This is a genomic window from Chlorogloeopsis fritschii PCC 6912 (assembly GCF_000317285.1).
In the GTDB taxonomy this organism is placed as follows: Bacteria; Cyanobacteriota; Cyanobacteriia; order Cyanobacteriales; family Nostocaceae; genus Chlorogloeopsis; species Chlorogloeopsis fritschii.
In genome coordinates this window covers 1-14,043 of record NZ_AJLN01000079.1, presented here as the reverse complement: position 1 = coordinate 14,043, position 14,043 = coordinate 1, and the positions used below count along the sequence as shown (strand labels likewise).

General features: G+C 46.2%; 14 protein-coding genes. 3 read left to right on the top strand and 11 right to left on the bottom strand.

The features are described 5' to 3' along the window. Positions 1–22 precede the first annotated feature (22 nt). The 9 genes from UYC_RS0114545 to UYC_RS40345 form a co-directional block, all read right to left on the bottom strand. A complete protein-coding gene (locus UYC_RS0114545) occupies positions 23–1,009 on the bottom strand; it encodes a DUF1214 domain-containing protein (RefSeq protein ID WP_016878491.1) in 987 nt (328 codons plus the stop codon). 41 nt (positions 1,010–1,050) lie between these two features. Further along, the gene (locus UYC_RS0114540) at positions 1,051–2,034 is read right to left on the bottom strand and encodes a DUF1254 domain-containing protein (RefSeq protein WP_235083169.1); all 984 of its coding nucleotides are present in this window, start codon (positions 2,032–2,034) and stop codon (positions 1,051–1,053) included. A gap of 2 nt (positions 2,035–2,036) precedes the next feature. Beyond that, entirely contained in the window at positions 2,037–3,389 is a 1,353-nt protein-coding gene (locus UYC_RS0114535) for a DUF1254 domain-containing protein (RefSeq protein WP_235083168.1), read from the bottom strand. Between the two features lie 83 nt (positions 3,390–3,472). After that, positions 3,473–4,420, bottom strand: coding sequence for an HAD family hydrolase (locus tag UYC_RS0114530; protein ID WP_016878488.1), 948 nt, complete (start codon positions 4,418–4,420; stop codon positions 3,473–3,475). Between the two features lie 51 nt (positions 4,421–4,471). Beyond that, a complete protein-coding gene (locus UYC_RS0114525) occupies positions 4,472–5,551 on the bottom strand; it encodes a formylglycine-generating enzyme family protein (RefSeq protein WP_016878487.1) in 1,080 nt (359 codons plus the stop codon). A 315-nt stretch (positions 5,552–5,866) separates the two neighbouring features. Continuing rightward, positions 5,867–6,166, bottom strand: coding sequence for a hypothetical protein (locus UYC_RS36080; RefSeq protein ID WP_200862375.1), 300 nt, complete (start codon positions 6,164–6,166; stop codon positions 5,867–5,869). Between the two features lie 184 nt (positions 6,167–6,350). Further along, entirely contained in the window at positions 6,351–6,656 is a 306-nt protein-coding gene (locus tag UYC_RS39505; RefSeq protein WP_235083167.1) for a hypothetical protein, read from the bottom strand. A gap of 60 nt (positions 6,657–6,716) precedes the next feature. Continuing rightward, complete coding sequence (locus tag UYC_RS0114510; RefSeq protein WP_016878486.1) at positions 6,717–9,089, bottom strand: arylsulfatase; 2,373 nt, start codon at positions 9,087–9,089, stop codon at positions 6,717–6,719. A gap of 61 nt (positions 9,090–9,150) precedes the next feature. Further along, positions 9,151–9,603, bottom strand: coding sequence for a carbohydrate porin (locus UYC_RS40345; RefSeq protein WP_016878485.1), 453 nt, complete (start codon positions 9,601–9,603; stop codon positions 9,151–9,153). Positions 9,604–10,197: 594 nt separating this feature from the next. Between UYC_RS40345 and UYC_RS0114495 the strand changes: the two genes are divergently transcribed. After that, on the top strand, positions 10,198–10,497 hold the full coding sequence (locus UYC_RS0114495; protein WP_016878483.1) for a hypothetical protein: 300 nt from the start codon (positions 10,198–10,200) through the stop codon (positions 10,495–10,497). A gap of 20 nt (positions 10,498–10,517) precedes the next feature. Here the strand turns inward: UYC_RS0114495 and UYC_RS0114490 are convergent, their stop codons facing one another. Further along, positions 10,518–11,711 (bottom strand): hypothetical protein, encoded by a 1,194-nt coding sequence (locus tag UYC_RS0114490; protein ID WP_016878482.1) that lies wholly within the window; start codon positions 11,709–11,711, stop codon positions 10,518–10,520. A gap of 109 nt (positions 11,712–11,820) precedes the next feature. Between UYC_RS0114490 and UYC_RS0114485 the strand changes: the two genes are divergently transcribed. Beyond that, positions 11,821–12,981, top strand: a complete 1,161-nt coding sequence (locus tag UYC_RS0114485; RefSeq protein WP_016878481.1) for an NAD(P)/FAD-dependent oxidoreductase — start codon at positions 11,821–11,823, stop codon at positions 12,979–12,981. A gap of 7 nt (positions 12,982–12,988) precedes the next feature. On the opposite strand, the gene UYC_RS0114480 is transcribed toward UYC_RS0114485, so the two are convergent. Continuing rightward, the gene (locus tag UYC_RS0114480; protein WP_016878480.1) at positions 12,989–13,588 is read right to left on the bottom strand and encodes a TetR/AcrR family transcriptional regulator; all 600 of its coding nucleotides are present in this window, start codon (positions 13,586–13,588) and stop codon (positions 12,989–12,991) included. A 100-nt stretch (positions 13,589–13,688) separates the two neighbouring features. Here UYC_RS0114480 and UYC_RS35555 point away from each other — a divergent pair, with 100 nt between their 5' ends. After that, positions 13,689–13,985 (top strand): putative antibiotic biosynthesis monooxygenase, encoded by a 297-nt coding sequence (locus tag UYC_RS35555; protein WP_016879558.1) that lies wholly within the window; start codon positions 13,689–13,691, stop codon positions 13,983–13,985. Positions 13,986–14,043 lie beyond the last annotated feature (58 nt).

Here is a 14,043-nt window from a genome sequence, read left to right as displayed (position 1 = left end):
GTTAAAAATTTCCGTCATATCCTCAACTCACGGGCTGCGCTTCAGGAAATGTCCATGTGCCGTCCAAAATTTCAGCACGCGGACGATAGAGCCGCACCATGTAGTTCCAGCCCGGCATGATCGGTAAACAATTTCCGGCTTTGCCATCGCACCCGCCAAACTGAACGGTGACAGATCCATCCGCATCCTGCTTCGCGGTTATGTTGTTGACCGAATAGGCATCCTGATCGTTCTGCTGAAAATAGCCCTCGGCATTGTAGAGGCTGATCGACCAGAAGCCATCGACGGGGACGTCTTTAACGGTGAGTTTGTGAACCGTTTTGCCGTCATTCTGGGTTGGCGTGACGTTGAGATAGGTGGCTTCCGCTGGGGGATTGGCACCCCATCCCATTGCCGAACCAATCAGGAATCGCACCGGATCAACCTGATCTTTAGTGCCAAACATGTTCTTGGTATCGGGAAGGGTTGTAGCGAGAACTAACAGGGCATCACGTACCTTCTTCTGGCTTTCCTGATCCCAATTGGGAATCTCGAAGCGACCGGGGCTTATTACCTGTTCGACTTGAATTGCATCCTGCAAGGCGTGAACTTGCTCAATGTCCTTTGGGTCTGCCGGGTTCACCAGTATGCGAATTGCCGTCACGACATAGCGCGTGCCGATCGCTTCGCGCTTGAGGGTGTAGCGACCCGGTTTGTAGAAGACGTTAGGCGAATAATGATCTTCCGTGATCACCTGCATTGACATAAAGCGTGCGCCCGCATCAGGCAGCGTGATCGTGACCGGACCTGCATCCAGATCGAAGACGGCGGCAGAGTAAATTGTGTCACGATTCATGCGAATCACCGTTTGTCCGTCGATCGGTGTCGGTTCACGGTTGTGGTCAAACTTCCCAAAGCCGCCCCTTTTAACGATGGCACTGAAATACAAATCACTCTCAGCACGCGGGAAATTTTCGACCGTAACGGGAACTGGATCAGGCGTTATGGTTTGTTGCTGTGGAGTTGTCAATTTTTTTCTCCTTACAAGTGTGTTGATTCAGTCCTGTGAAGTTATTGCTCAACGGGCACAGCGTCTGGAAGCTTATAGCTGCCATTCAGCACAGACTCACCAGGGCGATAGACGCGCATCAGGAAGTTCCAACCCTCGGTGACATCAAGACGATTTGGAACATCACCGCAGACTTCTTGGGAGCCAAAACAAACGGTAAAAGTGCCGTCGTCGTTAAACGTCGTATTGAACTGATTTAGAACGCTGTTGACGCTCTTCATGTAACCATCGGCACCATAGACAGTAATCGACCAGAAGCCAGTATTGCCAAGCACCGTGTAAGTCGCCATGTGGCACCGTTCGCCAGGGAGATTGCCGTTGTAGTTGATGTAAACGGCATCTTTGTTCGGGAACAATCCCCACGCCCCGGCACATGCAAGGTGGCGCGTTTTCTCGTTGACCTGTCCTCGTGGACCCATCCAGTCATCGGGATATTTGTCGTACTTGGCAAATTCTGCGTTGAATTGCTTCGTCAGTTCCTCGTGCGATTTTTTGTCCCACTTCAGTTCCGGAAAGGGATCTGCGCTTGCCGCTCTAATCACAAACTGGTCTTGCAGCTTGTTCACAAGAGCAATGTCAGATGGATCATCCGGGTTGTACAAATGGATGCGGACGAGGAGACAGAGATACTTTGTATCCTGCGGTAGTTCGTGAGTGCCCAACTTATAAATGACTCCGGGTGCATAGTGGTCGTTGTCCACCATCAACACCGAGAAATATCGATCCTCCAGCATCTGGGGCACCGTGAGGGTGGCACCTTTGGACGTGTCAACTAATGCCGTAGAGTACAGCGTGTCCTTATTCATCCGCACTACGGTTTGCTGGTCGAGCGGAGTCAGGTTGCGGAAGTGCAGCCAGCGGTTCACGCCACCGGATAATTTGAGACCGCTTGCAAATGCACGATCCGTTTCGGCGCGGCAGTAGTTCTCTTGCGTGACGATCGTGCCGGATGCTTCTCTGGTGTCTGTTTGGTTGGGTGCATTCATGATCATTCCTCCTTCACCCGCTGCATCGGCGGTAGTTTCCACGTACCGTTCAGCGCTTCTTCTTTTGGCCAGTACAAACGCACCGTTACCCAAAATGGACCTGTTGGGGCAGGCAACCAGTTTGATTCCTTGTCCTGTCCCGGAGATTCGTTTTGGACATAAAGCGTGATCCCTTGATCGTCATCCCGTTTCAGGTGTGGCAGCATCGGGGAATTGATCAGATAGCGATCAATCGGATTGGCAACTAGCAAACTTGCTGGCAGTTCGTACATGGTTATCGACCAGAAGGCATTCGCGGGGGGAAGCTGACCCGGCTCAAACCGCACAATGTAGCGATTGGCACCGTTGAGTTTCTGTCCCTCGGAATCCGTGTAGTACGCAGGGTAGAGCGCTTCCTCTTTCGAGTTGCCGTAAATGCCAAGGGCAGCGGATGTCATTCGGAAGAGGTAATTGTTGTGCAAAAATTCGCGAGTGCCAAAGCCATCAGCAGCAGTGAGCTTCCCTGTATCGACATTTGCCTTCTTGTTCTCGTTAAACTCCTTCCACGCATCGGCGATGCCGTCCTCGACTGCCTTTTTCATTTCGGGTGAAAGCGTGGCAGCAAAATCCTTCCTGGCTCCGATGTTGATCTTGGTGAACCGTTCCATGAGTTCCACTTCTGAGGGATGTGTCGGACAGAACTGGAGGTAAAAGTTCAACAGGTCGAAGAACTCGATCGATGTCCTTTGTGCTTCAGGGGTAAGCGGTTTGGGAAAATCGACAGATGGAGCCGGATCTGGAGCGGGTTGACCCAGGAACGCTGAGAGTGGTTGCACACGGTATCGCTGCTGGATCTGCTTTACGTTTTCCAGATCGCTCGGATTGTAGAGTTGCGTGCGAAACAGCCCCATCGCGATCTGCGTCTCGCAGCGAATCACTTTCTTTATCCTGGCGGGAGTTTCGCCTTGCCAATTCGGACCAGCAACGGCGAAATTGCCACCGTCGTTACCGGTCGTACGCGATCCAAGATAATCGAAGTTGTGGGTGTACAAGTCGATCAGTTGCAGGCTCCAATACCGCTCCTTTTCGATCGGCGGCACGGTGAACACGATCGGTTCGGCGCGTAGGTCAAGACCAATCCAGGAATAGGGTGTATCTGAGTTGGGCGTCTGGACGACCTTGTCTTCGGGAGTGTAAACCCGTGGAATGTTGAATATCTGGTTATATGGCCCCTTGTACTCAGGATTTCCCTGATCCACAAAATACCCGTACTGGATTCGCATATTATCGACGATCGGAAAGCCGTAGATGTAGGCTTCCTTGGCGATGGCGCGAGCTTCGTCGGGCGTGATGGGTATTTTTGGTTGCGTTGACATATTGTAAATTCCTTTATACAACTGTCCAAACTCGGACTGGAAACGGTCGTGTCTTCTGCTTGAAATCCAACTAGCCGTCTCCATCAACTAAAGGGAAACACCTGCTTGAAATCCTGCCTCATGCTGACGATATGCCCACCGTTCAGCTTAGGAACTTCCTCTAGTGCCTCTCGTAGGGGGCTGAAGTGAAAATCGCGATCGTAGGCATATTCGCGATCGCTATCGTCGTGGTGCAGCAACAATGCCAGTCGTGCCCCTGTCCCTGCCGCCGTGTATTGCAGCATCGCCAGATCGCCATCGGAATTCCCAAAAGCCAGAATTGGACGACGACCAATGTGCAACTCGATATTCACCACCTTCTCAGCCCGATCATCAAAACTGTTCAGTTCCGGTTGTTTCACCAAAACAGGCTTGCCATCCCGCCATTCCAGCGTCGTCTTGCTGCTACTGCCAATCACCTGCTCTGGGGGAATACCGTAGATCGATTCAGCCACAGTTCGCACTACTCCACTGCCGCCCCCCGTGACAATAAACGTCTTAAAGCCATTCGCTCGAAGATAGTCCAGTAGTTCTAGTTGCGGTTGGTAGACGCATTCTCGAAATAAACGATGAAAGCGGGGATGCATTGCCGAATCAAACCAGGTTTGGACAATCGTCCGAAATTCCTCTGGGGTCATACCCGTGTGGGTGGCAAAGACCAGCGCCACGAGTTCTTTTTTACCAAAGGTGGCAAGGGTAGTTTTGTCATTCTCAAGAACGGCTTTGAAGGGCTGTTGTTCTGCTAGTTCTGGTTGTTCTGTAGTGATTGTTTTAACGCGATCGAGCAGGAAAAATCCCTGCACAAAGGTAGGTTGTTCACACCAGAGCGTGCCATCATTATCAAAGGTGGCAATGCGTTCGGATGGCGGTACGTAATCGGAACTATCTTCGATTGTGACTCGACGAACAAAGTCGAGAATGGTGGCTTTCGTTGTCCCCTCATTCCAGGATGGAAGCGGATCAACAAAAACAGGCTTGGGTGCTCCGCTCATGAAATGTCTCCTGTTCTCAATAATCATTTTTGAAGGTGACGGCACTAACGGCTATCTGCGGTGATACCGTGCTTTCTTCCATGCTTGTGCAGATATAACGCAACGGAAACCTGTATGAGATGTTCCTGTATCTGGAGGAGTACCACGGCGCGCACTAGGTCGGTAACTATCGCAGTAGGCAGGACTGCAAAGGAACGAACCGCCCTTAACCACACGTTTTGGTGTGTAGGGGTCGCACGGATCAAAACTTTTGTTGGGGCCTGTTGGGTTGGGACAACAACTGCGAACAGACTGATGGGCATCAGCCCGATACCAATCGCTGCACCACTGCCAAACGTTGCCAGCCATGTCGTAAAGTCCGTAACCATTAGACGGAAAGGAGCCAACAGGTGATGTGCCAGCAAAACCATCTTCAGCGGTGTCTTTGACAGGAAATGTTCCTTGCCAGGTGTTTGCCATATGCTTGCCATCAGGGCAGAACTCATCTCCCCAAATAAATCGCTTTCCCTCTAAACCACCTCGTGCAGCACGTTCCCACTCGGCTTCCGTAGGCAACCGCTTGCCTGCCCACTCGGCATAGGCTACAGCATCCTCCCACGAGACTTGTACCACAGGATGATTTTCTCTACCGTCGATGGTGCTACCAGGGCCTTCCAGCTGATACCAGAATGCGCCTGGTGTCCATCGCCACCAAGCAGACATATCGTGGAGCGGAACCGGGCGGGGTGTAGGAGTGAAGACGAGGGAACCAGGCACCAGCATACTGTCGTCAGGTTTAGGCGTGCCAGGTGGAACTTGCTTTTTAATTTCTTTCCAATCCGGTGCGCGTTCTGCTGTAGTAACATAACCGGTTGCCTGAACAAAGCGACGGAAATTAGCGTTAGTCACATTATATACATCCATCCAAAACCCATCTACGCGCACGCGACGAGCTGGTCGCTCGTTAGGAAAGCTCATCTGGTCGTCAGTACCCATAGTGAACTTGCCTGGTGGAATCCAAACCATATCTGGGGGTGGTTCTATTTTTCCAGTTATTTGGGCTTTGTCATTTTCGTCCGTGTTAGTTTCAGGATTTTTAGGTTTGATCTCGTTTATATTATTTGCAATTTCGTCTTTGTTTCTTGCTGTCATGATTTGGTTATAGCTGCATAATTGAGTATAAAAAAGAGATATTAATATCAATAAATTATGTAAATTACGATTAATGATTTACTTTAGAGTGCTTCTATAACTTCACCTCTGTCTTATCTTTTAGCAGAACAAATTTGAGTCAAGATTGAGATTTACACTTACACTTTAGAATATTGTTATGAGTAATAAACTCAATAAACAAAATAGTGAGAACAAATAAGAAATTTATAAGGAGAAAATAAATTTAATAAGTATGTAGGCATGATTAAACTTAAAATGCATATGCCATCTGCCTTCTACTTATCTGTTCTCCAGTTATATCAAACTTAAGGAATGCTCCAGTTCCTCTAAAACAATATTAGTAACTTCCTTAATTCGATATTTACAGGCATTGGTTTCAGAACAGGTGAAAGTTCCCTTCTCCCAATACTTATTGCTACCAGCTCCACCACCACAGACACCAAAATACTCACAACTTTGACGACATAGTTCTACTCCAGTTGCAATATCACGATAGATTTTCTGAAACTTGTCGGTATAGCAAACTGATTCAAGGGTGTCGTGGAGAGCATTACCAAGAAGAAAGCCACCGTCGCGATCGCTCTTCACAGACAAAAGTTCTGAATCGAAGGTTGAAAAGTTACCTTGACAATCAAAACTGACTATTACGAAACGGCGTTGCTGATTTAGGCTATGAAAATAATTTTTCGTAATGCCAAAACCCCTGCCCAGACGCGATATATCACGTCTCTACACATCAAATTCATACCGCGATTCAGCAACGCCTACGAAACTTTATTCATATCCGTGAATCCATGCGATCGCCTATATACAGTAGGCTGCAAAGTGATTCAAACTCACACAATTTAAATACTCCATTTGTCTGAATTGTCAGTTCCCAGAAGCGTTTTATAAAGGCGTGAAGGCAACCAGTTGGAGACTTGATCTGCACCGGGAGACTCGTGTTGGATGTAGAGGTCGAGGGAACCATCTGGATTGAAAGTGAGTGGATCGCGATCGCCAATTGCAAATATGCCTCAATGCCGATTTGATAGGCTTCCTGTTCTGTAATGCCAGTCTGGAAAAAAATTGGAGTTTGAGCCATTGGATTTTCTCCAGCAATCATCATCCTATGTAAGTAGACCTTCTTTCGCCTTGAACAAATCTATTGCAATGCGATCGCAATTCGCAGTCGTTCTTCTGGCGAGATAAAGTTATCATCATCCTGGGCATCTTTACCTACATCAATTTCCACCCAATTCACCTCACCATTGAACTTATTGGCGCTGTAGTCCTTGGTGACTGGAGAGCCTGACTCAAAGCCGATATCTAAGGTTTCATCCGCTGAGAAAACGAAGGGTTCGGTCTGTTCTACTCGTCCTTCCCCGATTTTTTGACCATCTAAAAACAAAGTGACATCTCCACCTTTGCCTAAACCGCCCCCATCGTAGGCGAATTCCACGCGAACTTGATGTTTCCCTGAAGGAAGTGTATCCTCCCCTTCTACGTAGTAATGATTTAAGCCGAAGAAGTTGTAGCAGTATTTCAGCTTACCCTGCTTGGCATAAAGACTCCAACCGCCAATAATGCCACCGACGGCAATAATCACACCTTCCGCTTTTGATTCAGGGATAATTAACTCAGCCGTGATAGCGAAAGAGTTATTTTTGTAATCAACAATTGAGTTTTCTGTTAATCGTCCCATGCCACCAAACAGCAGTTGACGCTTCCCTTTCACTAATTGTGGACGACCGGCAAGCGTGGGGTTAGATCGTTCGGCAGAGCGATCATCAAGGGGAATCACATTATATTTAACCGCCTCAATTAACCATAATCGCTGTAATTCCTTAAGCTGATCGGGATATTCCTTGGCTAGATCCCTCGCTTGGCTCCAGTCTTTGGTCGTATCGTATAGTTCCCAGCGATCGTCATCAAAAGCCGGGAGTTGCATCAGTCCGATTACCCAGGGAGTACGGTGTTTCGTCACGGCTGTCCACCCTTGATGATAGATGCCCCGATTGCCAAACATCTCGAAGTATTGCGTCTGGTGGCGATCTGGGGCAGTAGCCTCATCGAAAGAGTAAGCCATGCTTACCCCTTCTAACGGCTTTTGTTGTACGCCATTGACAAAGGTGGGTTCTGGTAAATTGGTTACTTCTAGAACGGTTTTGGCAATATCAATCACATGGTGGAACTGGGAACGAATTTCCCCTTTAGCTTGAATGCCAGCAGGCCAATGAACGATCGTGCCGTTACGGGTGCCGCCAAAGTGGGAAGCAACCTGTTTCGTCCATTGATAGGGGGTACACATGGCATGTGCCCAACCTACCGCATAATGATTGTAGGCTTCTGGCCCCCCAAATTGGTCGATGCGCGCTGTCAAGAAATCTGCGGTTTCTAAATGGGCAAACCCCTGAAGCGTCACCATTTCGTTAAACGTGCCTTGGAGCGATCCCTCAGCAGAGGCTCCGTTATCGCCAATAATGTAATAGATCAGGGTATTATCGAGGGTTTCCAAGTCTTCTAGGGCATCGATCAACAAACCAACATGATAGTCGGTGTGTTCCAAAAAGCCCGCGTAAACTTCCATCTGACGAGCTAAAATCGGTTTCATCGGCTCTGGTACGTCATCCCAAGCGGGAATCCCTTCACTACGAGGCGTTAATTCTGTATCGGGGGGAACGATTCCCAGCTGTTTTTGGCGGGTGAGGGTTTCCTCTCTTATCTGATCCCAGCCTTGATCAAACTGTCCTTTGTACTTATTCGCCCATTCTTTGGGGACATGATGAGGGGCGTGGGTGGCACCAGGAGCGAAGTACATGAAGAACGGTTTATCGGGCATGAGAGCTTTTTGCTGGCGTACCCAGCGAATCGCCTTGCGGGTCATGTCTGAGGTAAGATGGTATCCTTCTTCTGGGGTTTTATCGGGTTCAATGGGAGTCGTTCCCTCGTATAGTGCAGGGTAATACTGATTGGTTTCGCCGCCGATAAACCCGTAAAAATATTCAAAACCGCCGCCACCTGTAGGCCAGCTAGTGAATGGCCCCATCGGGCTCGTTTCCCACACGGGAACTTCGTGACACTTGCCAAATTGAGCGGTAGAGTAGCCATTGAGCTTGAGGATTTCCGCTAGAGGAGCGCAGGTATTGGGACGTAGAGAGTTATTACCGGGGGCAGAAGTGGCCATCTCAGTAATCGCACCAAAGCCAACAGAATGATGGTTGCGCCCAGTCAAAAGAGCAGCGCGAGTGGGAGAGCAAAGGGCTGTGGTATGAAAGCGATTATATTTCAGTCCGTTTTTGGCTAATCTTTCGGCGCTCGGTGTCTGAATAGGGCCGCCAAAGGCAGAAGAAGCGCCAAACCCCACATCATCGAGTAAGATCACTAGCACATTAGGTGCACCTGTAGGAGGACGTAGGGGGACAATGGGGGGATATTGGGTGTTGGGGTCTTTTGCGTCGAAGGTGGTGAGTCCAATCGGTTGAATGTCGGGAATAGGTAAAACTTGACGTTGTAGGCGATCGCTGGAATTAGTCATGATTTTGTCTCCTAGTGTTCTGTGTTTTGGTGAGGATTTCGCTTTTAAGTTCTGAATCTATTCACATCAGGGCTTCTCCTTCTCGTTTCTTTGGCTCTGAACGTGATTTTTCTCCTACTGCAAAGATGACATTGCCGAATAGTTTAGTGGTGGTTGAAAATTGATTTGCTTCTAGTGTGGCAGCTTTAGCTTCTAAGCTATTAACGCGATCGCGTAGCATTGCAAGTTCTGCCACAAACTCTTGTTGAAGTTTTCTCGACACCTCCAAGTCTTCTTGTGTCACTAAATCTGCGGTTGAGGTGGCAATCAATTCGCTGGAAAGTTGAGAAACCGAGTTTACCTGCTCCATTTCTGGAGAAACAAACTCTTGTGCCAATAATGATTCATCAGTTGCGATCGCATTTGTTTGTGGTGTTTGTGCGATCGCTAGCGTTTTAGTCAGTAGCAAAACACTACAAGTAATTGGCAAGACAAGTAACAGCCTATCCCACAACTTCCATTGATGATTGAACATCTATCCTCACACTCCTTGCACTTGAGACACAGTTGCTCGTGTGTTGAACAGCCATTGCCTCAGACTGGCTGAAAACTCCTACCTATTAGTTCTGGCAAGCGAAGAAACTTTTTTCAGTGACTGCCACAATTAAACTACGTGGCTAGCTAGATATCAAATTGATGTCTTCGTATTACAGGTTGAGGATATTTGGGCGATTGCCAATCCTCAATTGGAAGGCAGGATGAGCAGTTTGTAAGTCAACAATTAAACAATTGCCGTAAGCATACAGAATAAAAATAAGAAAACTATAATCTAAAAATAAAAAACTCATAAATTAACTTCAATTTTTATTCTTCAAATTCTGCTCTAAATTTACATATTTGCCACTAAATAAATATTAAAAATACTCTTATTTTTTTACTTTAATAAGCTATTTATAAACTCAATTGCTCAATCCTAAATCTATATTTTTATTAAATATATGCTGATATCAATCATGACTACTTCTACAATTGAAACTCGGCTAGGAACTTTAGAGCTTACCAACCGCATTGCAAGTTTAAAGACAACCTAAAAGATTTACGAGCACCTAGACATTTTGTATTTTAAAACTTGGGTGCTGTTCTGAGCTTGGGAATTGTTTCGATTCTGGCGATCGCGCTTGTGGCAGCCGCCTCATTGATCGGTCACATATTAGGCGGTTATAGACCAGAAACACAAACAGCTTTGGCAATTTCTAACGCCAATCGTAATCCAGGTTTAGCTTTGTTGATTGCTACATTTAACTTTAATTTAGAAGTAGTTAAGCCAGTCATCATTTCTTATGTGCTTATTTCTGGAATTATTACAACTGTTTACAATCAGCAAATGAAACGGCGTATTGCCCAAGCCATAACATCAAAAGCAAATTAGTATTGGGGAAAGATTTAGTGTTAAACGCCAAATAATACTTTCAATGCTATATCTGTGATTTGCTCCAAAGGAATGGCAATCAAAAATAAGGGTAACAAGGGCAATATAATTAAGCTCCCCAAGATAATTACCGTACCTAAGCCAAATGGTACTATTCTCATTTTCTTGATTGTCTCAAAGCTAGCACCCAGATCGGCCAGCGATGAAATATCTGGGCTTCCCAAGGGTGATTCTCCTTTCGGCACTTTTCCCTTTACCCACTTTTGCTCAAACAATAAATTGTGTTGACTAACTAGAGAGCCGTATCGCTGAAAACCTTGAATTTTTAATTTCAGTAGTTTGCCACTAAACACTAACAGCGGCACTAGTGTAAAAATGAGTGACAAAACCAAGAAAATGATGATTTGAAATTTAAATGTAGCAATAGAGACTCCTTGGTATATTACTTTTTGGCAGAAATTCCCAGACAAGACGATACTGATAGCAAACGGGATACTGCCAAAGGGAATCTGATTTAACCCCAAAAACCCCAATCCACCTGCTAAGTCAGCATGAGTCGCAACTAACTGTAGATTGAGTTGGGACAAACGCCAAAGAAACCTGAACCAGAGCAAAAATCTCCAGAGCCAGCGGAACAATAAGAATTGAGAGATTGGCAGGCTAACTAGGGCATACCACCAGCCTGCTAACGTTAACTGCTTGGTTGTCCCAGTGGCGATCGCACTCCACACAGAAGTCACACTGGTTAATCTGTGAGTAAAAACTATCCCGGTGAGGATGTAGGCAATGAGGAGCAGACATGGTTCGAGAAAAACCCAATCCCTAAGTTTAGCAATTTCTCTCATTGCAGCTTTGAAATCAGACAATTCTGCTGGCTCTACAAGCCCGGAATGGAGGAAATACTTTGCAGTAGTTCTGACACTCGTGTCAATTACAACTTCGGCAGCGATCAAGACTGGAACTGCAATTAAGAAACGACTGTAGGCTTCGATATCCTTAAGAAAAGGCACTTTTAGAGCGCTATCGAGGGCACGTCCCTGAACTACCGAAAGCACCAAAAGTGGCAACCAGGTAATGAGTGCAAAAAAAATACAGCGTCGGATTATACTGATAGACCCTGGTTTGATTAGACTCAGGCGCAGGAGAAGCTGATATATTGCCCCACCTCGGACGAGGGAAAAGTCATGAATATGCAAAGAAAATGTTTTTTCCATAAATCTTCGCTATGAGTTCTGTTGTATTGCAAAGACTATTGATTTGAATTTCTTGAAAAGTCATACACAGAGAAAATATATTTTGAGACGTTTACAAGTAAAATCCTAAATGAAAACTTACGACTGGATCGTTGTTGGTGCTGGTTTTACAGGTGCTGCACTTGCTTATGAACTAGTAAAAAAAGGCTTTTCAGTACTTTTGTTAGAGCAAGACACTAATTTTCATAACGCTACTCATTATAGTTATGGTGGTTTAGCTTTTTGGTCTGGTACTACTCCTGTGACTCGCCAACTATGCGATGAGGGAATAGCACGCTATCAGATTTTGTCACAAGAATTAAATGCAAATATCGAGTTGCGTGAATTGGATTTATTATTGACTATTCCCACAGACACCGATCCAAAAATTGCTGCTGCATCTTACGCTCATTTTGCCACTCCTCCCAAATTACTAAGCGTTGACGAAGCGTGTGAGATGGAACCGTTGTTGAATAGGGAGGCGATCGCTGGAGCTTTAACTGTCAAACACGGTCATATTAACCCTCAAAAAACTGTGCAAGCTTACATTCAAGCTTTTCTGCGTGCTGGGGGTGAAATGGAATTTACGCAAGTACAAAATCTATTGACGGGCGTTCAAACAACTACCACCACCTATCATAGTGCTAACGTTGTTGTCTGTGCTGGTGGATTTAGCCGAGATTTACTCAAGGCATCTGGTATTCCAATTAAAGTGTATTTTACTCACGCAGAGATGATTGAAACACCACCTGTTGAGATTAATCTGCGTACTCTAGTTATGCCAGCTAATCTCCAACGCTTTCAATTAGAAGCTGAATCTAGCAAAGTTGATGAAGTATGGAATGAACCAGGAAATGAACCAGTAGCGCCAATTTTAGATGCGGGTGCGATCCAGTTTCTAGATGGGAGCTTGCGCTTGGGACAAATTAGCCGCATTATTACAAATCCCAGTGCCGAAGTAGACTCAAAGAAAAGCGAAAGATGGTTAAGGCAAAGTATAGGCGAAATTTTACCAGAATTAGCTAATTTACCAGGTACTTGGCATCATTGCTTAGTAGCATTTAGTAGCGATCGCCTCCCCGTCATTGGTACCATTCCTGGTTACCAAGGTATTTATATATTTTCTGGATTCAGTAATCCCCTGGTGATTGTGCCCCCTTTAGCACAGCGCTTTGCTAATTGGGTATCGGGACAGGAAGATGAAATTATTAGCCAATGGTGCAGTTCTGTCCTTATCGGGGGCATATCCTAAATGGTGTCTAAGATGAACTAATCTTGAGAGCTTTGAGCGCCCATTGAGGTAGCTCCTCTGCAAACTGCCGATCTAGGGGTAAGTGTCCAACTAGAAGCCGAAAATAGATGGTTCCATAAAGAATGTCGATCGCCAGTTCTGGATCGAGATTCGGATCAAACTCGCCACTTTCAATCCCCCGCTCAATTATAGCTTTAGCAGCAGCACGGCGGGGATTGATGAAGCGATCGCGGTAACTGGCTAGAGCATCTGGTTCGGCTTGCCCCTCTGCGATAATTTGCGCCGCGATTCGACCATATTCTCCTGAAAAAGCCGTAATTAGCAGTCGCATTTGCTGGGCGATCGCTTCGGTTGCCGATAAGCCTTGGGGAAACTGAATTTCGGGTGATAGTTTTTCCCAAAATGCATCCATCACTACTGCTACTTTACCAGACCACCATCGGTAAATCGTCGTTTTGCCCACACCCGACTCACGGGCGATCGCCTCAATCGACAAATCCCGAAGCGTCATCGTTTTCAATAATTTCCAGGTTGCATCCAAAATCGCCGCCCTTGATTCCTCAGAGCGAGGTCGTCCAATTCTTTTGGTGTCATGGCTTTGAGGCATTTTTTAAATTAGTGCTTGACAACTGCTTTTTATTTATAATACGTATCGTATTATAAATAAAACATACGCAACGAAGCGAAATTAAAAAGGAAGAGAAGTTATGAGGGGTACGTATTCTAGAGAACTGTATCGAAATCGAGCAAGGCATCGAGCGACAGCGATCGCTAGACGAACTACCCCTCACTCTCAACCGCCCCGTTACAAAATATTTTTGCTGACTTGGTTAGCAATCTATCCCTTAATTACTGGCATCTTCCTGATGTTTGGCAGTCTGTTAACCGCCTTACCGCTTTTGCTACGAACCTTACTGCTGACTGGTGTACTGGTTTACCTAATGACTTATGTAGTTATGCCAAAGCTGATGCAGGTATTTCACGGATGGTTATATCTCAAATAAAGATCCAATCAGGGGATTTGGATTAATTCGATACGAAAAGTTTTCTAAGTAATTAAAG